General features: G+C 71.9%; 17 protein-coding genes, 3 tRNA genes and 1 riboswitch. Of the genes, 16 read left to right on the forward strand and 4 right to left on the reverse strand.

All coding sequences use genetic code 11. The features are described 5' to 3' along the window. Window positions 1-2: 2 nt before the first annotated feature. From nuoL to PO879_RS03170, 4 genes are read left to right on the forward strand one after another with little or no spacing between them, the layout of a single operon-like run. Window positions 3-1,916, forward strand: coding sequence for an NADH-quinone oxidoreductase subunit L (nuoL, locus tag PO879_RS03155; RefSeq protein ID WP_278236487.1), 1,914 nt, complete (start codon window positions 3-5; stop codon window positions 1,914-1,916). A gap of 18 nt (window positions 1,917-1,934) precedes the next feature. Further along, window positions 1,935-3,542, forward strand: a complete 1,608-nt coding sequence (locus tag PO879_RS03160; protein WP_278236488.1) for an NADH-quinone oxidoreductase subunit M — start codon at window positions 1,935-1,937, stop codon at window positions 3,540-3,542. Then, the gene (gene nuoN, locus PO879_RS03165) at window positions 3,539-5,272 is read left to right on the forward strand and encodes an NADH-quinone oxidoreductase subunit NuoN (protein WP_278236489.1); all 1,734 of its coding nucleotides are present in this window, start codon (window positions 3,539-3,541) and stop codon (window positions 5,270-5,272) included. The genes PO879_RS03160 and nuoN overlap by 4 nt, the downstream gene beginning before the upstream one ends. Before the next feature lie 43 nt (window positions 5,273-5,315). Then, window positions 5,316-6,359 carry a polyprenyl synthetase family protein gene (locus PO879_RS03170; protein WP_278236490.1) on the forward strand — a complete coding sequence of 348 codons (1,044 nt, stop codon included), beginning with the start codon at window positions 5,316-5,318 and terminating at the stop codon, window positions 6,357-6,359. Between the two features lie 3 nt (window positions 6,360-6,362). Here PO879_RS03170 and PO879_RS03175 read toward each other — a convergent pair whose 3' ends face one another. Next, on the reverse strand, window positions 6,363-6,944 hold the full coding sequence (locus PO879_RS03175) for an A24 family peptidase (RefSeq protein ID WP_278236491.1): 582 nt from the start codon (window positions 6,942-6,944) through the stop codon (window positions 6,363-6,365). 232 nt (window positions 6,945-7,176) lie between these two features. Between PO879_RS03175 and PO879_RS03180 the strand changes: the two genes are divergently transcribed. The 3 genes from PO879_RS03180 to PO879_RS03190 all read left to right on the forward strand — a co-directional run bounded on the left by PO879_RS03180 (window position 7,177) and on the right by PO879_RS03190 (window position 10,542). Then, entirely contained in the window at window positions 7,177-8,589 is a 1,413-nt protein-coding gene (locus PO879_RS03180; protein WP_278236492.1) for an FAD-dependent oxidoreductase, read from the forward strand. A 183-nt stretch (window positions 8,590-8,772) separates the two neighbouring features. Beyond that, window positions 8,773-9,666 (forward strand): zinc metalloprotease HtpX, encoded by an 894-nt coding sequence (gene htpX, locus PO879_RS03185; protein WP_278236493.1) that lies wholly within the window; start codon window positions 8,773-8,775, stop codon window positions 9,664-9,666. Between the two features lie 45 nt (window positions 9,667-9,711). After that, on the forward strand, window positions 9,712-10,542 hold the full coding sequence (locus tag PO879_RS03190) for a potassium channel family protein (protein WP_278236494.1): 831 nt from the start codon (window positions 9,712-9,714) through the stop codon (window positions 10,540-10,542). A 2-nt stretch (window positions 10,543-10,544) separates the two neighbouring features. Here the strand turns inward: PO879_RS03190 and PO879_RS03195 are convergent, their stop codons facing one another. After that, window positions 10,545-11,456, reverse strand: a complete 912-nt coding sequence (locus tag PO879_RS03195) for an HAD family hydrolase (protein WP_278236495.1) — start codon at window positions 11,454-11,456, stop codon at window positions 10,545-10,547. Window positions 11,457-11,652: 196 nt separating this feature from the next. Here PO879_RS03195 and PO879_RS03200 point away from each other — a divergent pair, with 196 nt between their 5' ends. Continuing rightward, on the forward strand, window positions 11,653-14,448 hold the full coding sequence (locus PO879_RS03200) for a cation-translocating P-type ATPase (protein WP_278236496.1): 2,796 nt from the start codon (window positions 11,653-11,655) through the stop codon (window positions 14,446-14,448). On the opposite strand, the gene PO879_RS03205 is transcribed toward PO879_RS03200, so the two are convergent. Together PO879_RS03205 and rarD are read right to left on the reverse strand one after the other, a co-directional pair. Next, window positions 14,439-14,933, reverse strand: a complete 495-nt coding sequence (locus tag PO879_RS03205; RefSeq protein ID WP_278236497.1) for a YajQ family cyclic di-GMP-binding protein — start codon at window positions 14,931-14,933, stop codon at window positions 14,439-14,441. The genes PO879_RS03200 and PO879_RS03205 overlap by 10 nt on opposite strands. A 24-nt stretch (window positions 14,934-14,957) precedes the next feature. Beyond that, on the reverse strand, window positions 14,958-15,896 hold the full coding sequence (gene rarD / locus PO879_RS03210) for an EamA family transporter RarD (RefSeq protein ID WP_278236498.1): 939 nt from the start codon (window positions 15,894-15,896) through the stop codon (window positions 14,958-14,960). Between the two features lie 125 nt (window positions 15,897-16,021). Between rarD and PO879_RS03215 the strand changes: the two genes are divergently transcribed. The 8 genes from PO879_RS03215 (at window position 16,022) to thiC (ending at window position 21,182) form a co-directional block, all read left to right on the forward strand. Then, window positions 16,022-16,103: transfer RNA gene (locus tag PO879_RS03215), tRNA-Tyr, on the forward strand. Between the two features lie 116 nt (window positions 16,104-16,219). After that, a tRNA-Thr gene (locus PO879_RS03220) sits at window positions 16,220-16,292 on the forward strand. Between the two features lie 64 nt (window positions 16,293-16,356). Further along, window positions 16,357-16,433: transfer RNA gene (locus tag PO879_RS03225), tRNA-Met, on the forward strand. An 87-nt stretch (window positions 16,434-16,520) separates the two neighbouring features. After that, window positions 16,521-16,691 (forward strand): 50S ribosomal protein L33, encoded by a 171-nt coding sequence (rpmG, locus tag PO879_RS03230; protein ID WP_171247884.1) that lies wholly within the window; start codon window positions 16,521-16,523, stop codon window positions 16,689-16,691. Between the two features lie 26 nt (window positions 16,692-16,717). Continuing rightward, window positions 16,718-17,191: a MaoC family dehydratase N-terminal domain-containing protein gene (locus tag PO879_RS03235; protein WP_278236499.1), complete on the forward strand. Its 474-nt coding sequence runs from the start codon at window positions 16,718-16,720 to the stop codon at window positions 17,189-17,191. Beyond that, the gene (locus tag PO879_RS03240; protein ID WP_278236500.1) at window positions 17,191-17,616 is read left to right on the forward strand and encodes a MaoC/PaaZ C-terminal domain-containing protein; all 426 of its coding nucleotides are present in this window, start codon (window positions 17,191-17,193) and stop codon (window positions 17,614-17,616) included. The genes PO879_RS03235 and PO879_RS03240 overlap by 1 nt, the downstream gene beginning before the upstream one ends. A 120-nt stretch (window positions 17,617-17,736) precedes the next feature. Then, complete coding sequence (locus PO879_RS03245; RefSeq protein ID WP_278236501.1) at window positions 17,737-19,191, forward strand: Tat pathway signal sequence domain protein; 1,455 nt, start codon at window positions 17,737-17,739, stop codon at window positions 19,189-19,191. A 129-nt stretch (window positions 19,192-19,320) separates the two neighbouring features. Then, a riboswitch (TPP riboswitch) is annotated at window positions 19,321-19,427 on the forward strand. After that, window positions 19,422-21,182, forward strand: coding sequence for a phosphomethylpyrimidine synthase ThiC (gene thiC / locus PO879_RS03250; RefSeq protein ID WP_278236502.1), 1,761 nt, complete (start codon window positions 19,422-19,424; stop codon window positions 21,180-21,182). Its footprint overlaps the riboswitch before it by 6 nt. Window positions 21,183-21,190 lie beyond the last annotated feature (8 nt).

Raw genomic sequence — 21,190 nt, forward strand, 5'->3', positions numbered from 1 at the left:
CGATGACGACGCAGACGCTCTCCCTCGCGCCCTGGCTGGTCGCGACCCCGCTGATCGGTGCCGCTCTGCTCCTCCTGGTCGGCCGGCGCAGCGACCGCTGGGGGCACTGGCTCGGGGTGCTCGCCTCGACGGCGACGTTCGTGATCGGCCTGGTGATCCTGCTCGACATGCTCGGCGTGGACGCCGAGCAGCGGGTGGCGACCTCCTCGGTCGGCACCTGGATCGACGCCGGGGCCTTCACGGTCGACCTCGGGTTCCAGCTCGACCCGCTGTCCATGACGTTCGTGATGCTGGTGTCGTTCGTCGGCACGCTCATCCACGTCTACTCCGTGGCCTACATGTCGCACGACCGCGACCGCCGCCGGTTCTTCGCGTACCTCAACCTGTTCGTCGCGGCGATGCTGCTGCTGGTGCTCGCGGACAACTACCTGCTGCTCTTCGTCGGCTGGGAGGGTGTCGGTCTGGCCTCGTACCTGCTCATCGGGTTCTGGGACCACAAGCTGCCGAACGCCGTGGCCGGCAAGAAGGCGTTCCTGATGAACCGGGTCGGCGACATGGGGCTCATCGTGGCGATGATGCTCATGCTCGCCACGTTCGGGGCGCTGGACTTCGGCACCGTGCTCGGGTCGGCGGAGGCGGCCGACCAGGGCATCACGACGGCGATCGGGCTGATGCTGCTGCTGGCGGCGTGCGGCAAGTCCGCGCAGCTGCCGCTGCAGGCCTGGCTCGGGGACGCGATGGCCGGCCCGACGCCGGTGTCCGCGCTCATCCACGCCGCCACGATGGTCACCGCGGGCGTGTACCTGCTCGTGCGCTCCGGCCCGCTGCTCGAGGCGGCCCCCGACGCCCAGCTCGTCGTCGCCATCGTCGGTGCGCTGACGCTGCTCTTCGGGGCGATCGTCGGTTGCGCCAAGGACGACATCAAGAAGGCGCTCGCCGCCTCGACCATGTCGCAGATCGGCTACATGATGCTGGCCGCCGGGCTCGGACCGGTCGGCTACGCGTTCGCGATCTTCCACCTGGTCACCCACGGCTTCTTCAAGGCCGGCCTCTTCCTCGGCGCCGGGTCGGTGATGCACGCGATGGACGACGACGTGGACATGCGCCGCTTCGGCGGCCTGGCGCGCCTGCTGCCCGTCACGGCCATCACCATGGGGCTGGGCTGGCTGGCGATCCTCGGCGTGCCGCCGTTCTCCGGCTTCTACTCGAAGGACAAGATCATCGAGACGGCGTTCGTGGGCGAGGGCTGGCAGCCCTGGGTGTTCGGTACCGCGGCCCTGCTCGGCGCGGGCATCACCGCGTACTACATGTCGCGCCTGTTCTTCATGACCTTCGCCGGGCGCCGGCGCTGGCTCATCGGGGAGGGGGCCGAGGCCCGCCACCCGCACGAGTCCCCGGCCCTGATGATCTGGCCGATGATCATCCTCGCCGTCGGCTCGGTCGGTCTGGGCTTCGCGCTCAACGCCGGGGACCGGTTCGTGCACTGGCTGGAGCCCGTCACCGGGCACGCCGAGCACGAGGAGCCGGTGCTGCCGATCTGGCTGATCGTGTCGCTGACCCTCCTGCTGGTCGTGGTCGGCGCGGCCATCGCGTTCCGCCAGTACGCGGTGGCGAAGGTCCCGACGACCCCACCACCGGCGCCGGCGCTCGTCCGGGCCGCCCGGGTGGACCTGCACCAGGACGACGTCAACGAGACGCTCGTGATGCGTCCGGGGCAATACCTGACCCGGTCGATGGTCTTCGCCGACCGGACCGCGGTCGACGCGGGCTGGCTGGGGCTGGCCGGAGGGGTCGGCCGGCTCGGCAGCTGGCTGCGGGGCTGGCAGTCCGGGTACGCGCGGCAGTACGCCGCGATCACACTGGGCGGGCTCGGAGTGATCGTGCTGGTGATCTGGCTCGTGGCGACGGCGGGCTGAGGCGTGGAAGGGATGACGATGTCGACATTTCCCTGGCTGACGGCGCTCGTCGCCTGGCCGCTGGTGGCCGCGCTGGCCACCGCACTGACCGGCGTCGGCCGGGGACGGCCGGCCGCCGGTGCGGCCACGGGCGGCGGCGCGTTCAGCGCGGGTGCCGCGCGGACGGTCGCCCTGGTCGGTGCCCTGGTGGAGGCCGCCCTGGTGGTGGGGGCGTTCCTCGCCTTCGACACGGGCGCGGCGGGCACCCACCAGCTCACCGAGACCTACGCGTGGATCCCGGCGCTCGGCGCGAGCTACGCCGTCGGGGTCGACGGGGTGGCGCTGCTGCTCGTCGCGCTGTCCGTGGGCCTGGTGCCGCTGGTGATCCTCGCGGCCTGGCACGAGCAGGGCGGTGACGCCGTGCGGCTGCGGCGCTACCTGGCCACGGTGCTGGTGCTGCTCAGCTTCATGGTGCTGGTCTTCACCGCGCGGGACGTGTTCCTGTTCTACGTGGTCTTCGAGGCCATGCTGATCCCCGCCTACTTCCTCATCGGAGGGTTCGGCCAGGGTGCCCAGCGCCGGTACGCGGCGGTGAAGTTCCTCATGTTCTCCCTCGGCGGGGGACTGATCATGCTGGCCGCCGTCGTCGCGCTCTACCTGCAGGTGCCGGTGGACGCCGCCACGGGGCTGCGTCCCGAGGACGCCTTCCTCACCGACAACCTCACCGGGCTGGCGCTCGACCCCACGGCCGAGCGGTTGATGTTCGCCGCGTTCTTCCTGGCGTTCGCCATCAAGGCGCCGATGTTCCCGGTGCACACCTGGCTGCCGGACGTGACCCAGAACGCCACCCCGGGGACCTCCACGCTGCTCATCTGCGTGCTGGACAAGGTGGGCACGTTCGGGATGCTCACGCTGTGCCTGCCGCTGTTCCCGGAGGCGAGCCGCTGGGCGGCGCCGTTCGTCGTCGTGCTCGCGGTGATCTCGATCCTGTACGGCGCGATCCTGGCGATCGGCCAGTCCGACGTGCTGCGCCTGATCGGCTACACCTCGGTGTCCCACTTCGGGTTCATCATCCTGGGCATCTTCACCTTCACCTCCGTGGGCGTCTCGGGCTCGAGCTTCATGATGCTGAACCACGGCATCTCCACCGGTGCGCTGTTCCTCCTGGCGGGCTTCGCCATCGCCCGCCACCCGCGGCACAGCCAGCTGGTCTCCGACTACGGCGGCATGCGCACCGTCGCCCCGGTGCTCGGCGGCACGTTCCTCGTCGCGGGTCTGTCGGCCCTCGCGCTGCCGGGTCTGGCGACCTTCGTCTCGGAGATCATGGTGTTCCTCGGGGCCTACGGCCGGTGGCCCGCCGCGGTGCTCGTGGCCGTGCCCGCCGTCGTCCTGGCCGCGACCTACGTGCTGCTGACCTACCAGCGCATGTTCACCGGCCCCGTCGGGGCGGAGATCACCGGGGCGAAGGACCTGGGCGGCCGGGAGAAGACGGTCGCCGGCGTGCTGGTGGCCGCGCTGGTCGTGCTGGGCCTGGTGCCCGGACCGGCGCTCGACTACGTCCGTGAACCCGCGTCGGTCTCCGTCGAGCTCGTCGGCGCCACCGATCCGGAACCCGTGCTCGGCGCGGCAGAGGGGAGCGAGCAGTGAACGAGTTCGTCGCACCGGAGATCGACTGGGCGGTCCTGTCGCCGATCCTGGTGGTCCTGGCCGCCGGCGTGGTGGGGGTGCTGGTCGAGGCCTTCGTCCCGGCCCGCGCCCGCCGTCTGACCCAGCTCGTGCTGACCCTCGGTGCCCTGGCGGGCACCCTGGTCGCGGTGGCGCTGCTGTGGGACCGGGTGAGCACCGACGGGTTCGCCTTCGTCGTGGACGGCACCGTGGTCCTCACGCCGTTCACGCTGGGCATCCAGGCCGTGGTGGCCGTGCTCGCGATCCTCGGCGTGCTCGTCGTGGCCGACCGCACCAGCACCGGCCAGGACGCGTTCGCCCCCACCGCCGCCGCCGTGCCGGGCACCGCCTACGAGGACGCCGCCCGGGAGGCCGGGCTGCAGCAGACCGAGATCTACCCGCTGATGCTGTTCGCCACGGGCGGGATGCTGCTGTTCCCGGCCACGGACAACCTCATCGTGCTGTTCATCGCGCTGGAGGTGCTGTCCCTGCCGCTGTACGTGCTCTGCGCGACGGCCCGCCGTCGGCGGCTGCTCAGCCAGGAGGCCGCGTTCAAGTACTTCCTGCTCGGGGCGTTCGCCAGCGCGCTGATGCTGTTCGGCATCGCGCTCGTGTACGGCTTCGCCGGGTCCGTGAGCCTGGAGACCGCCGTCTACGTGCTGGCCCACCCTGACAGCCAGGTGCTGGCGATGATGCCGGGGCTGGTCATCGCCGGCGTGCTGCTCGTGTCCGTGGGGCTGCTGTTCAAGATCGGCGCCGCGCCGTTCCACACCTGGACGCCCGACGTGTACCAGGGCGCCCCCACGCCGATCACCGCGTTCATGGCGGCCTGCGTCAAGGCGGCCGCCATCGGGGCGATGGTGCGGGTGCTCTTCACCCTCGCCGCCGGTCTCGACGAGCCGCTGCGGCAGGACCTGGAGACCGGGCTGTGGGTCGCCGCGATCCTCACGATGCTCGTCGGTACCGTCGCCGGTGCTGTGCAGACCGACGTCAAGCGGATGCTCGCCTACTCCTCGATCGCGCACGCCGGGTTCCTGCTGGTGGCGATGGTCGGCTTCGACCAGGTCGGGGCGCGGGCGGTCCTGTTCTACGTGCTGGCCTACGGGCTGGCCACGCTGGGCGCCTTCGCCGTGGTGACCCTCGTGCGCGAGCAGGACGCCGACGGCGTGGTGCTCGGCGAGGCGACGCACCTGTCCCAGTGGGCCGGGCTCGCACGGCGTTCCCCGCTGCTGGCGACGGCATTCTCGCTGTTCCTGCTGTCCATGGCGGGCATCCCGCTGACGGCCGGGTTCCTGGCGAAGTTCAGCGCGTTCTCGGCGGCGGTGGAGGCCGGGGCCTGGCCGCTGGCGGTCATCGGTGTCCTCGCCTCGATCGTGGCCGTGTTCTTCTACGTCCGTCTCATCGTCCTGATGGTGCTCACCCCGCCGGTGGAGGACACGGCCGACGACGGCGCGTCCGGTGCCGGCGGAGCCACGGCGGGCTCCGGGGCCGGGACGTCGGACGCGGGGACCGGGGCCGAGGACACCCCCGAGCGAGCGGGCACCCTGACGGCGGCGCGTGCGGCGACCGAGCGGGCCGCGGTGGTCGTCATCTCCTCGCAGGGTCCGACGGCGGTGGCGGTCACCGTCTGCGCCGTCGGGGTGGTGCTGCTCGGGCTCGTCCCGGGGCCGGTGCTGGACTGGATGACGCAGGCGGCCGCGTTCCGTCCGTGACCTCCGTTCGGCTCCCGGCGCGTCGGGAAGATAGGTTCGGATCGTGACCCGTGCTTCTGACGCGCCGTCCGGCGCCGCACCGACCCTGCCGACCGGCGTCCCGCTCTCGGACCCCGCGCTGGCCGACCGGGTCGCGCAGCGGCTCGCCGAGGTCGACGCGACGCTCGACGAGGCCGTGGCCTCGACCGACGCCCTCGCCGACGACGCCGCCCGTCATCTGGTGACGGCGGGCGGCAAGCGGTTCCGCCCGCTGCTGACGCTCCTCGCCGGGGAGCTCGGCGACGGGGCGCAGCCGCAGATCGTCGACGCCGCCGTGGTGGTCGAGCTGACCCAGGTCGCCTCGCTGTACCACGACGACGTCATGGACTCGGCGCCGGTGCGCCGTGGCGCCCCGGCCGCTCACACCGTGTGGGGCAACACCGTGGCCATCCTCGTGGGGGACCTGCTGTTCGCCCGCGCCTCGGCCCTGGTGGCCGGCCTCGGCCCGGAGGCGGTCGTGCTGCAGTCGCGCACGTTCGAGCGGATGTGCCTCGGTCAGCTCCACGAGACCACCGGTCCCGGGCCGGACGACGACCCGGTCGAGCACTACCTGCAGGTGCTCAGCGACAAGACGGCCTCGCTGCTGGCCACGTCGGCTCGTCTGGGCGCGATGTTCGGCGGCTGCCCGGACGAGATCATCGAGGCGGTCGCGGCCTACGGCGAGAAGGTCGGCATGGCCTTCCAGCTCGCCGACGACGTCCTCGACATCGCCTCCTCCGGCGCCGTGTCCGGCAAGACGCCGGGGACGGACCTGCGCGAGCACGTCCCCACGATGCCGGTCCTGCTGCTGCGCCAGCGGGTCACGCAGGGGGAGGGGACGCCGGCGGACGCGGAGCTGCTGGGTCGGCTCGACGGCGACCTGTCCGACGACGCCGCGCTGGCGGCCGTGGTGGCCGACCTGCGCGAGCACGACGTGCTCGCCGAGACCCGCACGCTCGCCGTGCGCTGGGCACGGGAGGCTGCCGCCGAGCTGGAGGTCCTGCCCGACGGTCCCGTCAAGGAGGCGCTGACGGACCTGGCCACCGCGCTGGCCGACCGGACCGTCTGAGGTTCAGCCCGCCAGCAGGCGTTGCGCGGTGAGCGCGACGGCGGCCCCGGCCAGCATGAACGGGCCGAACGCGATCGCGGTGGAGCGTGTCGCACGTCGCGCCACGAGCAGGACGATCGCGATCGTGCCGCCGAGCAGGAAGGGCAGGACCGCCGTCGCCCACAGCGCGGACCATCCGAACCAGCCGGTCACCAGCCCGAGCAGCACGGCGAGCTTGACGTCCCCGAGCCCGAGGCCCGAGCGGTTGACCAGGTGCAGCAGCAGGTAGGTGCCGCCGAGCACGGTCGCCCCGGCCGCCGCACGCAGCAGCGGTGCGACGTCGCCGTCGACGAGCGCGGCCAGCGCGAGCAGCGCGCCGACGACGGCGGTGGTCGGGTAGGTGACGGCGTCCGGCAGCCGGTGGGTGCGGCGGTCGACGGCGCCGAGGGCCACTCCGGCGACCGCCGCGACCGCGAGGGCCGGGGCCGCCCATCCCGGCCCGCTGACCCACACCGCCCAGCCGACGGCGGGCCCCAGGGCGACGCCGACGGCGCGGCGCACCGGCGTGAGCTCGGAGCGGGTGCGGTCCAGCAGCGTCGTCGCCATGGGGCGGATGCTAGCCAGCCGCTGCGCCCGGAGAACAGGCCGTCCGACCCTCGTGACCAGGGGCGCGGTCCCAGATGCCAGGATGTGAGACGCTGTGTTCAATTCCCGAGACGTCTGTGGCATCCTGGAGACTCGTTGAGACCCTGGGCGTGAGGTAGACCTCACCTCGACCGAGGGGAAACCTCCTAGAATCGAAGTCCACGCAGCCCCGATCCGGAAGGCGTACCTCGCAGTGAGCAGCACCCGACCTCTGCGCGTCGCGATCGTCGGCGCAGGCCCCGCGGGCATCTATGCCGCGGACATCCTGTCCAAGACCGACCTCGACGTCAGCATCGACCTCTTCGAGCGTCTGCCTGCCCCGTTCGGACTCGTCCGCTACGGCGTCGCCCCCGACCACCCGCGGATCAAGGGCATCATCAACGCCCTGCACAAGGTCCTGTCGCGGGGTGACGTGCGGCTGCTCGCCAACGTCAACTACGGCGTCGACCTCAAGCTCGAGGACCTGCGCCAGTACTACGATGCCGTGGTCTTCTCCACCGGCGCCATCAAGGACGCGGCGCTGGGGATCCCGGGCATCGACCTCGACGGCTCCTACGGCGCCGCCGACTTCGTGTCCTGGTTCGACGGGCACCCCGACGTGCCGCGCACCTGGCCCCTGGAGGCCCAGCACGTCGCGGTCCTCGGCGCCGGCAACGTGGCCCTCGACGTCACGCGGATCCTGGCCAAGCACCCCAAGGACCTGATGTCGACGGAGATCCCGGCGAACGTGCAGGCGGGCCTGGAGGCCTCGCCGGTCACGGACGTCCACGTCTTCGCCCGCCGCGGCCCGGCCCAGGTGAAGTTCTCCCCGCTGGAGCTGCGCGAGCTGGGCCACGTGCCCGACGTCGACATCGTCGTCTACCCCGAGGACTTCGACTTCGACGAGGGGTCGATGGAGGCGATCGAGGCGACGAACCAGACCAAGCAGGTCGTCAAGACCCTCACGGACTGGACGCTGGTCGAGCCGTCGCAGCAGAAGGCCTCGCGGCGCATCCACCTGCACTTCCTGCACTCCCCGTCGGAGGTGCTCGGCGAGGACGGCAAGGTGGTCGGGCTGCGGACCGAGCGCACCGCCCTGCAGGGCGACGGCACCGTCCAGGGCACCGGCGAGTTCCACGACTGGCCCGTCCAGGCCGTCTACCGGGCCGTGGGCTACTTCGGGTCCCCGCTGCCGGAGATCCCCTTCGACGACCTCAAGGGCGTCATCTCGAACCGCGAGGGCCGCGTCGTCGACCTCGACGGCGAGCACCTGCCCGGCGTCTACACCACCGGTTGGATCAAGCGCGGCCCGGTCGGCCTGATCGGCCACACCAAGTCCGACGCCTCGGAGACGATCCGCCACCTGGTCGAGGACGTCACCGGTATCTCGGGTGGCGCCGCGGACGGTGACCCTCAGGGGTCCCTGGAGGGCGGCCGCACCGCCCCGCACGGCGAGCCGCAGCAGGTGCTGGACTTCCTGTCCGAGCGCGGCGTCGACGTCATCACCTGGGACGAGTTCACGCTGCTCGACACCCACGAGCTGGGCCTCGGCGAGGCGGCCGGCCGCGAGCGCGTCAAGGTCGTCCCGCGCGAGGAGATGATCGACATCGCCAAGGGCCGCGCCTGAGACCCGGCGTGAGCTAGAGCCGGACCATCCGGGCGCGGTCGTCAGACCGGAAGTGGAGGGCGCGCAGCGCCCGTGAACGCGATCGCCCCCGGACGGTCCGGCTCTTGCGTGCGCGGAGCGACCGCAGGGAACCGCCGTCGGCTCCCGGGCGTTGCACCGGTGTCGTCTGGAAGGAGTCGTCCGGTGGGTCATCGCCACTTCAACGGTCTGAAGACCGTCCTGCTCTTCGGTGTGCTGTGGGCCGTGCTGCTCGGGCTCTGGGCGGTGTTCTTCCGCGGCAGCCAGGGGATGCTGTTCCTGTTCACCGCGATCGGCCTCATCGGCACGTTCGTCGGCTACTGGAACTCGGACAAGATCGCGATCAAGGCGATGCACGCCTACCCGGTCACCGAGCTCGAGGCCCCGGAGATGTACCGGATCGTGCGCGAGCTGTCCACGGTGGCCCGGCAGCCGATGCCGCGGCTCTACATCTCGCCCACCCAGGCGCCCAACGCGTTCGCCACCGGCCGCAACCCGAAGAACGCGGCCGTGTGCTGCACCGAGGGCATCCTGCGCATCCTCGACGAGCGCGAGCTGCGCGGGGTGCTCGGCCACGAGCTGATGCACGTCTACAACCGGGACATCCTCACCTCGTCGGTCGCCTCCGCGCTGGCGGGTGTCATCACCTCGCTGGCGCAGTTCCTGCTGATCTTCGGCGGGGGAGACCGGCGCGAGGGCGGCAACCCGCTCGCGGCGCTGGCGCTGGCGCTCCTGGCCCCGTTCGCCGCGATGCTCATCCAGATGGCGATCTCGCGCACCCGCGAGTACGACGCCGACGAGGACGGCGCCAAGCTCACCGGCGACCCGCTGGCGCTGGCCTCCGCGCTGCGCAAGCTGGAGCAGGGCACCAAGGCCGCCCCGCTGCCGCAGACGCAGTCGCTGGAGAACGTCTCGCACCTGATGCTCGCGAACCCGTTCCGCGGCGGCGGCATGGCCAAGCTCTTCGCGACGCACCCCCCGATGGACGACCGCATCGCGCGCCTGGAGAAGATGGCCGGCGGCACCGGGTTCGGCCCGGGCGGCATCACGCGCTACTGATCCCGGCCGGGGCCCGGCGGGGCCGCTTCGCTACGCTGGCCCGCGATGACCGACCACACGCCGCCGCCGCCCCGCTCCCTGCGTCCCGTCCTCGACGAGGACCCGCGCGTCGCCGCGTGGGAGCGGCGGATGGAGTGGCCCCTGCTCGTCGTCGCGGGCCTGTTCCTCATCGCCTACGCGATCCCGATCGTGTGGCCCGACGTCCCGCCCGAGATCCGTCGGGCGTGCCGGTTCGGCGTGACGACCACCTGGATCGTCTTCGCCGTCGACTACGTCGCCCGGCTCGTGCTGTCCCGCCAGCGCTGGTACTTCGTGCGGCACAACCTGCTCGACCTGGCGATCGTCGTGCTGCCGGTGCTCCGGCCGCTGCGGCTGCTGCTGCTGGTGTCCGCGATCAAGCGGCTCAACCGTGCCGGCGCCAGCGCGATGCGCGGTCGCGTGGTGCTCTACGCGGCCGCCGGGTCGGCCCTGCTGGTCCTGGCCGGGTCGCTGGCCGTGACCGAGGCTGAGCGCGGCGCCGAGGGCAGCACGATCGTCAACGTCGGCGACGGGTTCTGGTGGGCGCTGGTGACCATGGCGACCGTCGGCTACGGCGACACCTACCCGGTGACGATCACCGGCCGGTTCGTGGCCGTGGGCATGATGCTCGGCGGCATCGCCGTGCTGGGTGTGGTGACCGCGACGCTGTCCTCGTGGCTCGTGCAGAACGTCGATGCCGGCACCGAGGAGCCCCGCGCCGAGCGTCGGGACTCCACCGACGACCTGTGGGCCCGGCGCGGCGACGTCGAGAGCCTGGTCACCGAGGTCCGGGCCCTGCGCGAGGAGGTCGCGCGGCTGCGCACCGAGGACGTCGGCACGCGCCGCGCCGGCGACTGAGCTCAGCGGCCGCGCAGGGCGGCCTCCAGGGCCGCGGCCACGCCGTCGTCGTCCCCGGGCCCGACGACGACGTCCGCACCGGCCAGCAGGTCCGGGTGCGCGTCGGCGACCGCGTGCCCGCGACCGGCCCAGCGCAGCATCGGCAGGTCGTTCGGCATGTCGCCGAACGCCCAGACGTCCGCGGCGTCGATGCCGAGGCGGGTGCACCAGCGCGCCAGCGCCGCGTCCTTGGTCACCCCGGGGGCCAGCAGCTCGGCCAGCCCGGCCGCCCCGGAGTAGGCCAGGTGCGCCCGCCGGCCGACGACGGACCGCACCGTGGCGAAGAACTCCTCCTGGACGGCGTCGTCGTTCGGGCCGCCGTGGACGTCCCCGGGCCGCGTCGCGGGTCGGGTGCCCGGCCGCACGGCGAGCAGCTTGCCCACCGGGGCCGCCCGTCCGGGGCCCGCGCCGCCGTCGGCCAGCGTCCGCTCGACGGGGACGGCGCGAGCGGCCGCGGGCAGGCCCGGCTCGTCGCGGGGGAACCAGGGGTCGAAGGAGGGGCCGTCGTGCCGCTCGAGGCCGAGGGCGACGTCGGGCACGGCCTCGCGCAGGTCCGCGACGATGCCGCGCAGGGCGTCGTCGGCGAACCCGCCGACCTCGTGCGCGGAGCCCGAGGCCAGGTCCCACACGGCGGCTCCGCCGAGGCACACCACCCGGCCGTGCCCGCCCACGCAGTCGGCCAGCACGTCCAGCCAGCGCGGCGGGCGGGCCGTGACGAAGACCACCTCGACGCCGGCGTCCTCGACGGCGCGCAGCGCGGCCCGCGTCCGGGCGGACACGGTGCCGTCCGACCGCAGCAGCGTGCCGTCCAGGTCGGTCGCGACCAGGCGGGGGAGCGGCGCCGGGTTGGTCACCGGTCGTGGGTGAGCAGCCATCCGGACATCTTGCTGCTCTCGGCGTGAGCGGGCAACGGTGGGGATCGCCGCACCCGCGTACCGGCGCGGACGCGACCGCGTGGGGTGGCTGCCCACCAGGCGGCGTGGTATTCCATGGTGAAGACCCGGCGGAGCACCGTCGTGCGACACCGGGGCCGGGCGAACCGCCGCGTCGGCGGACGAGAGAGGACGTCGGATGAGCGAGAAGGTCTCCGTCACGACTGCGACCCACGACCCGCGGTGGTACGCGCAGAGCGTGGCATCCGTCCTCGAGGCACTCGGCTCCGACCCCGCGCAGGGGTTGACGGACGAGGAGGCCGAGCGTCGACGAACCCGCTACGGACCGAACGAGATCACCAGCGAGCGGCCGCCGTCCGTGTGGGCCGTGGCTGCCGCCCAGCTGCGGGATCCGATGAACCTGATGCTCGTCGCCGTCGCGGGCGTGAGCTTGTTCATCGGAGAGACCTCCACGGGGATCATCGTCGCGCTGCTGGTCGTTCTCAACGTCTTCCTCGGGTCACGGCAGGAGCTGAAGGCGCGGGAGAGCGTCGACGCCCTCTCGAGCATGCAGGTGCCGAGGGCCCGCGTCCTCCGCGGAGGTCAGGTGTCGTTGATCCCTGCCGTCGACCTCGTCCCCGGGGACCTCACCATGCTCGAGGCCGGCGACATCGTGCCGGCCGACGGACGGATCGTGCGCTCCGCGACCGTCGAGACCCAGGAGGCGGCCCTCACCGGTGAGAGCACCCCGGTGCCCAAGGCCGCCGTCGCTCTGCCCGCCGGCGAGGTCGCGCTGGGCGACCGGTCCAACATGCTCTTCCAGAACACGTCGGTGACCCGGGGGACGGCAACCCTCGTCGTCACCGATACCGGGATGAGTACGGAGATGGGCCGGATCGCTACGATGCTCACGCAGGTGACCCGCTCCCGCAGCCCGTTGCAGCGCGAGCTCGACAGTCTGACCAAGGTGCTCGGGATCATCGCCTGGGGCGCCGTGGCGCTCATCGTCGTTGCCGGCCTCCTCCGCGGCACGGACGCCCAGAACCTCTTCCTCCTGGGCACCGCCATGGCGATCTCGGCGATCCCGACCGGCCTCCCCGCGTTCGTCTCCGGGCTGCTCTCGCTGGGTGCCAAGCAGCTGGCCGACGCCAAGGCGGTCGTCAAGAATCTCACCGACGTCGAGACGCTCGGTGCGACGAGCGCCATCAACTCCGACAAGACCGGCACGCTGACCTTGAACGAGATGATGGTGTCGACGGTCTACACGAACGGCTCCTGGTTCGAGGTCCAGGGTGAGGGCTATCGCAAGAGCGGCACGATCCTCGGGGTGGCCGGGGCCCCGGTCCCCGACTTCTCCCGGCTCGCCCTCGGGCTGGTGCTCGACAGCGACGCGACCGTCGGTGACGACGGCACGGTGATCGGCGACCCCACCGAGGCCGCCCTCGTCGTGCTCGCCGCGAAGCTCGGAGTCAGCGCGGAGGAGACCCGCCGGGCGCACCCCCGGCTCGCCGAGGTCCCGTTCGACTCGGAGTACAAGTTCATGGCGACGTTCCACCGGATGGAGGTCGACGGCGTGGAGCGGGTCGTCGAGCTCGTCAAGGGCGGGCCCGACGTCGTGCTGGCCCGGTGCACCCGGGCCGGTGGACCGCTCCGCACCGAGCCCGTCCCGATGTCGGAGGTCCGGCAGGACGTCGAGCAGGCGAACGCGCGGATGGGAGAACGCGGTCTTCGCGTCCTCGCCTTCGCCTACCGGCTCGTCGAGGAGAGTGAGCTCGACCGTATGGCGAGCGACCCGATGGCACTCACGGACGACCTCCTCTTCGTCGGGATGGTCGGCATCATCGACCCGCTGCGCCCGTCGTCCAGGGATGCGGTCCGGATCGCCCGACGGGCCGGCATCGACGTCCGCATGATCACCGGCGACCATGCGGTGACCGCGCAGGCGATCGGCGCCGACCTCGGGCTCGGGCCGGGAGCCATCAGCGGCACGGAGCTGATCCGGCTCTCGGACGAAGAGCTCCGTGACAGGTTGCCGCAGCTCCACGTCTTCGGCCGGGTGACCCCCGAGGACAAGCTGCGCCTGGCGCGCGTCATGCAGGAGACCGGTCTCGTCGTCGCGATGACCGGGGACGCGGTCAACGACGCTGCCGCGCTCAAGCAGGCCGACATCGGTGTGGCGATGGGCAGCGGGAGCGAGGTGACGAAGCAGGCCGGCAGGATGATCCTCACGGACGACAACTTCGGCACTCTCGTGCACGCCGTCGAGCTCGGCCGCCGGGTCTATGACAAGGTCGTCGCCTACGTCCGGTATCAGATGACCCAGCTGCTGTCCCTCGTCATGCTGTTTGTCGCAGCGACGATCTTCGACATCAACGACGGAGTCGCGCTGACCCCCTCGATGATCCTCTTCCTGCTGTTCTTCTTCACTTCGGCGGGCGTCGTCATGATCGCGGTCGACCCGGGTGACCCCGAGATCATGGACCGGCGGCCCCGTGACCCCAGGGTGCCGATCGCCAACCGCACCGCCATCCTGTCCTGGGTGCTGTATGCCGCCGTCCTCTTCGCCGCCGCCCTGGTCCCGCTGGTGGCCGGACCCGATGAACCGAGCGTCACGACGGCGAGCACGTCCATGACGATGACCTTCGTCGTCATGGGCCTGGGCACCGTCCTCAACGCCCTGGCCAACCGCCGTGATCCCGGCAGTGGGCTGGCCGCCCCGGTGCTCAAGGCGGTGGCGATCGGCCTGGTACCGGTGGCCGTCCTGGTGGTCTCGACCCAGCTGCCGTCGCTCCGGTCGGCGTTGTCCACGGTGGCCCTCACCGGGGGCCAGTGGCTCGCGTCGATCGGGCTAGCGCTCCTGCTGCCGCTCGTCATCGAGGGGAGCAAGTGGATGCGCCGACGTCGCGGGGCCGCGCGGGGTGCGCGACTCGACGTCGGCTCAGCGACTGCGCCGGCGCACACCCCGAGCGGTTCGCATGGCTCAGCTCACCGGTAGTTCGTGAACTGCAGGGCGACGTCGAGGTCGGCGCCCTTGAGCATCGCGATGACGTCCTGCAGGTCGTCCCGCTTCTTGGAGGTCACGCGGACCTCGTCGCCGGTGATCTGCGTCTTGACGCCCTTGGGGCCCTCGTCGCGGATCAGCTTGGTGATCTTCTTGGCGTTCTCGCTGCTCAGGCCCTCCTTGAGGGAGGCGACGAGCCGGTACTCCTTGCCGGAGGCCTGCGGCTCGCCCTCACCGGTGTCGAGGGCCTTGAGGGAGACGCCGCGCTTGATGAGCTTGGTCTGGAAGACGTCGAGGGCGGCGTTGACCCGCTCGGCGCTGTTGGCCGTGATGACGATCGCCTCGCCGCTCCAGGCGATGGAGGCGCCGACGCCGCGGAAGTCGTAGCGCTGGTTGATCTCCTTGGCCGCCTGGTTGAGGGCGTTGTCGACCTCCTGGCGGTCCACCTTGGAGACGATGTCGAAGGACGAGTCGGCCACGGTGGTGCTCCTTGCGTGCGTGGGTCAGGGTTCGAGGTCCACGGTAGCCGGTGCGGCGGCGGCCAGACGCGTCGCCCGGGACTGGCGCACCCCGTCCACGGTGAGCACCACGAGCGCCACCCACACCAGCACGAACCCGGCCCAGCGCACCGGCGGCATGTGCTCGCCGAACACCAGCAGGCCCAGCAGGAACTGCAGGAACGGCGTCAGGTACTGCAGCATGCCCACGACCGACAGGGGCAGACGTCGGGCCGCCGCGGAGAAGAGGAGCAGCGGCAGGCCGGTCACGACGCCGCACGAGACGAGCAGCAGGGCGTGCCCCACGCCCTGGGTGGAGAAGGTGCCCACGCCGGTGGCGGCCAGCCACCCGAGGTAGCCGAGGGCGAGCGGCGTGGCTACCGCCGTCTCGGCCGCCAGGCCCGGCAGGGCGCCGACGCCGCGCCCGACCCGGTTCTTGACCAGCGAGTACAGGCCGAACGCCCCGGCCAGCACCAGCGAGATCCAGGGGATGCCGCCCACGCCGGTCGAGAGCACGACGACGGCGGCGCCCCCCAGCCCGAGCGCCATCCACTGCGCCGGGCGCAGGCGTTCGCGCAGCACGACGACGCCGAGGGCGACGGTCAGCAGCGGGTTGATGAAGTAGCCCAGGGCGGCGTCCAGGACGTGCCCGGTCAGGACCGCGTAGACGTAGGTGGTCCAGTTGACGATGATCAGCGCCGACGCGAGGGTCAGCAGCCCCATCGTGCGCGGCCGGCGCAGGACGGCCAGGAACGAGCCCAGGCTCCGGGTCGCCGCGAGCAGCACCACGCAGAACACCAGCGACCACACGATGCGGTGGGCGATGATCTCGAGGGCGCCGGCCGGCTCGAGCAGGGGGAAGAAGAGGGGCATCGCGCCCCACAGGAGGAACGCGGAGAGCCCGAGCGGCAGGCCCCAGCGGTCCGTGGCGGCAGGAGGGGTCACGACCCGAGACTAGACCTCGCGGCAGGGCCCGGCCCGGAGGGTGATCAGGGCCACGTCCGACGGATTTCCACCCAGGGCCTTCGACGGCTATGGTTGTCTCCGCGAGTTCGTCCGCGAACTCACCCGGCAGGTTGCCCGAGCGGCCAAAGGGAGCTGACTGTAAATCAGCCGTCATCGACTTCGGGGGTTCGAATCCCTCACCTGCCACCGCGAGGCCCGGTCTCACCCTCGGTGAGGTCGGCCATCGCTCGGGGAAGGCTCCCGTGCGGCACCGCGACCCGGATTTCCTCCGGGCCCACGGATCCGTGTAGAGTCTTCCCCGCGCCCCGATAGCTCAGTCGGTAGAGCATCTCCATGGTAAGGAGAAGGTCAAGGGTTCGATTCCCTTTCGGGGCTCTGTGTGACGTGCGCGGGATCGTCGTCCGAACGGTCGGTCCGACGGTCCCGCGTTGTCACGCGCGGCGGGGTAGCTCAGCTGGTCAGAGCGCACGACTCATAATCGTGAGGTCGCGGGTTCGAGCCCCGCCCTCGCTACCAACACATAGCACGCGGTCCGACGGCCGGCGTCGGACCACATCCGTGACGCACGTAGCGCCTTCCGGGGGCGCGAGAGGTGAAGACCCCATGGCTGCCAAGAGCGCTGACGTCCGCCCGAAGATCACGCTGGCCTGCGTGGACTGCAAGGAGCGGAACTACATCACGAAGAAGAACCGCCGGAACAACCCGGACCGCCTCGAGATGGCGAAGTTCTGCCCGCGTTGCGGCAAGCACACCGCGCACCGCGAGACCCGCTGAACCGGTCCCGAGCGAGACTGTCCGACGTGGCGACCGCCGTCGATCCCGCGTTCGCCGGGCGTGAGTACCCGGCCACCGCGCCGTACTCGGTCGGCCGCGAGAAGATCCGCGAGTTCGCCGTCGCCGTCGGAGCCTCCCACCCCGCGCACCACGACCTCGTGGCAGCGCGGGGTCTCGGCTATCCGGACCTCGTCGCGCCGCCGACGTTCGCCGTCGTGATCGCCCAGCGCGCCGAGCAGCAGTACGTGGCCGACCCCGACGCCGGGATCGACTTCTCGCGGGTCGTGCACGCCGACGAGACGTTCACCCACCACCGCCCGATCGTGGCCGGTGACGAGCTGGCGACGGTGCTGCACGTCGACTCGGTGACGCAGCGTGCCGGCATCTCCATGGTGACCACGCGCTGCGAGCTGTTCGCCGTCGACGCCGAGGGCGGCGATCCGGGCGAGCACGTCGCGACCGTCACCTCGAGCCTCGTCGTCCGCGGGGAGGACTCCTGATGGCCCGTCCGCAGCTCGCCGACCTGACCGTCGGGGACGTCGTCGCCACCCGCACCGTCGAGATCGACCGTGCCGCGCTGGTCCGTTACGCCGGCGCCAGCGGTGACTTCAACCCCATCCACTGGGACGAGCGGTTCGCCACCGAGGTCGGGCTGCCCGGGGTGATCGCCCACGGCATGTGCACGATGGGTACCGTCGTCGACGTCGTGACCGACTGGGTCGGGGACCCGGGCGCGATCGTGCGGTACGGCACCCGCTTCACCAAGCCCGTCCCGGTGCCCGCCGGTGGGGCGGCCGCCGTCGAGGTGACGGCCACCGTCGGTGCGGTCGACGCCGACGCCGGGACCGCCCGGATCGACCTGACCGTGACGCACGAGGGCACCAAGGTCCTCGGTCGTACGCAGGTCCTCGTCCGCCTCTCCTGACCGGCCCTCGGTCCTCAGGTCACGTCGTGGTCACAGCCCTTCACACCGGTTGGTGACACGAGTAATCTACGTCTGGTAGCGCTCCCAACGCCGGGGGCCCGATCATCGAAGGAGATGCTCATGCCACGACCCCGCACCGCCCCCGCCCCCGCCGACGGGCTGCTCGCCCGCGCCGCGGACGACCGGATCGCCGCCGTCTCGCGCCGCGGCGTGCTCATCGCCGGTGCTGCCGGGGCGCTCACGCTGGCCTCCGGTGCCGAGGCCTGGGCGAGCCGGACGGCGCTCGCCACGACCCCGCGGACCGCGACCTCCGCCGTCGGCTCCGTCGAGCGGGCGCACTCGTTCCTCGGGGCGATGACCGACGCCTACCCCGAGGTCAACACCGGGCCGCGCATGGCCCAGTCCTACGCCGACCAGCTCGGGCTGTTCTCGACCGCGTTCGTCTACGACGTCGCGCTGACGATCTGCGCCTCCCTCGCCGGCGGCCACGTGGCCCGTGCCGCCACCCTGGCCGACGGGCTGCTGTTCGCCCAGCAGCACGACCCCGCCTACGACGACGGCCGGCTGCGGCAGGGCTACAACACCGGTCCGTACACCTTCTACGACGGCTCGCCCCAGCCGTACGGCCTCGAGCTGCCCGACGGCACCGCCAACATCGGCTGGCAGTTCGGTTTCCTCGGCACGGCCGTGGGCGACATGGCCTGGCCGGGCATCGCCCTGCTGCACACCTTCAGCGCCACCGGGGACCCCCGGTACCTCGACGGCGCGGTGCGCATCGGGGAGTGGATCCTCGACAACACGTGGTCCGAGCGCCCGCTCGGCGGGTTCTCCTTCGGCGTCGACGGCGGCAACAACCCGATCCCCAACGGGTCGACCGAGCACAACATCGACTGCGTCGCGTTCTTCCGCCAGCTCGAGGCCCTCGCCGGCGGCGACCGCTGGCGCCGTGCGCAGGAGCACGCCCGCGCGTTCGTCGACCTCGTGTGGGACCGCGAGGGCGGCTTCTTCTACACCGGCACGAACGACGGCGTGGAGATCAACCGCGACCCGCTGCCCCTCGACCCCGCGACGTGGGGCTGGCTGGCGCTGCAGGCCGAGCGGTACGGGCGCTCGGTCGACTGGGCGGCCTCCGACCTGGCGACGACCGACGTCGCCGGCGAGGGGAACTCGCAGCTGCCCGGCGACGTGACGATCTCCGGGGTGACCTTCTCCAGCGCGAGCCTGGAGTCCACGGCGTCCTACAACGGGCTGCCCGTGCATCCGGACGGCGTCTGGCTCGAGGGGACCGGCCAGCTCGCCTGCGCCATGGCGGACCGGGGCCGCGGCTCGCGCGACGGGCGCCGGGCGGCCGGTCTGCTCGCCCAGATCCGGCGGACGCAGGACCTCGTCGGTGCGGGCCAGACCGTGGGCGGCACGCCGCTGCCGGACCGGTCCGGCGTCGTCGCCGCCTCCAGCCTCATCGACACCGGGTTCGGGTTCGGCTACTTCCAGATCCAGCACACCGGCGCGACGTCCTGGTACGTCATGGCGGCCGAGGGTGTGAACCCGCTGCAGGTCGGCGGTCTCGGCGTCTGACCTGACCACCGCTCCCCCCCGCCCCGTCCCGCCCCCGCGCTGTGGGCATGAAATCTGCAGGTCTCCGACCAGGAGTACCTGCAGATCTCATGCCCACAGCGGCGTGCGCGGCCGGCGTGCTACGTTGCGGGTGATCCCACGGGAGCCCTGGCAAGGGCTGAGATCGGGCTGTCGCCGCCCGGACCGTCGAACCTGACCGGGTTATGCCGGCGTAGGAAGTAGGAGCAACCATGCAGAACGACGCACCGTCGCGCGCGCTCGCCGTCGAGCGGGACGCCCAGTCCGGGATCACGGTCCCGGTCACCGAGATCACCCTGGCCGACTCGCCCGACGGGTCGGCCAACGCCCCGGTGCGGGTCTACCGCACCGAGGGCCCCGGCGGGGACCTGACCCGCGGCATCCCCGCGCTGCGGGAGGCCTGGATCGCCGAGCGCGGCGACACCGAGGAGTACGACGGCCGGGACCGCACCCTGGCCGACGACGGCCGCGGGGCCGCCCGCCGGGGAGCGGCCTCCGCCGAGTGGCAGGGGGCGCGCCGTCGTCCTCGCCGCAGCGCCACCGGGAAGCCCATCACCCAGATGGCCTACGCCCGCCGGGGCGAGATCACCCCGGAGATGCGCTTCGTCGCGGTCCGCGAGGGGGTCGACGTCGAGCTCGTGCGGTCCGAGGTCGCGGCCGGCCGGGCGATCATCCCGAACAACGTCAACCACCCCGAGTCGGAGCCGATGATCATCGGCAAGGCGTTCACCGTGAAGGTCAACGCCAACATCGGCAACTCCGCCGTGCACTCCTCGATCGCCGAGGAGGTGGAGAAGCTGCAGTGGGCCACGAGGTGGGGCGCGGACACGGTCATGGACCTGTCCACCGGCGACGACATCCACACCACCCGGGAGTGGCTGCTGCGCAACGCCCCCGTGCCCATCGGCACCGTGCCGATCTACCAGGCCCTGGAGAAGGTCGACGGCGACGCCTCCCGGATGAGCTGGGAGGTCTACCGGGACACGATCATCGAGCAGTGCGAGCAGGGCGTGGACTACATGACCGTCCACGCCGGGGTGCTGCTGCGCTACGTCCCGCTCACGGCGAACCGGGTGACCGGCATCGTCTCGCGCGGCGGGTCGATCATGGCCGGCTGGTGCCTGGCCCACCACCAGGAGAACTTCCTGTACACGCGGTTCGACGAGCTGTGCGAGATCTTCGCGGCCTACGACGTCGCGTTCTCCCTCGGTGACGGGCTGCGGCCGGGGTCGATCGCGGACGCCAACGACGCCGCTCAGTTCGCCGAGCTCGACACCCTCGCCGAGCTGACGAAGCGGGCCTGGGAGCACGACGTGCAGGTCATGGTCGAGGGGCCCGGGCACATCCCGCTGCACCTGGTGCGCGAGAACGTCGAACGCCAGCAGGAGCTGTGCGACGGCGCCCCGTTCTACACGCTGGGTCCGCTGGTCACCGACATCGCCCCGGGCTACGACCACATCACCTCGGCGATCGGGGCGACGGAGATCGCCCGGTACGGCACCGCGATGCTCTGCTACGTCACGCCCAAGGAGCACCTGGGGCTGCCGAACCGGGACGACGTGCGCACCGGCGTCGTCACCTACAAGATCGCCGCGCACGCGGCCGACGTCGCCAAGGGGCACCCGGGGGCGACGGCGCGCGACGACGCGCTGAGCAAGGCCCGCTTCGAGTTCCGGTGGCGCGACCAGTTCAACCTGTCCCTGGACCCGGAGCTGGCCGAGTCCTACCACGACGAGACGTTGCCGGCCGAGGCGGCCAAGACGGCGCACTTCTGCTCCATGTGCGGGCCGAAGTTCTGCTCGATGCGGATCTCGCAGGACATCCGCGACGAGTTCGGAGACGCCGCGGCCCAGGAGCGCGTCGTGGCCGCCTCGCAGCAGCAGGTCGAGGCGGGGATGGCCGAGAAGGCGGCGGAGTTCCGTGCCGCCGGGGGAGAGGTCTACCTGCCCACCCCCACGGTCCCCGCGCGGTAGGCGCGGTA

This window comes from Isoptericola sp. AK164 (genome assembly GCF_029643425.1).
Lineage (GTDB): Bacteria > Actinomycetota > Actinomycetes > Actinomycetales > Cellulomonadaceae > Isoptericola > Isoptericola haloaureus.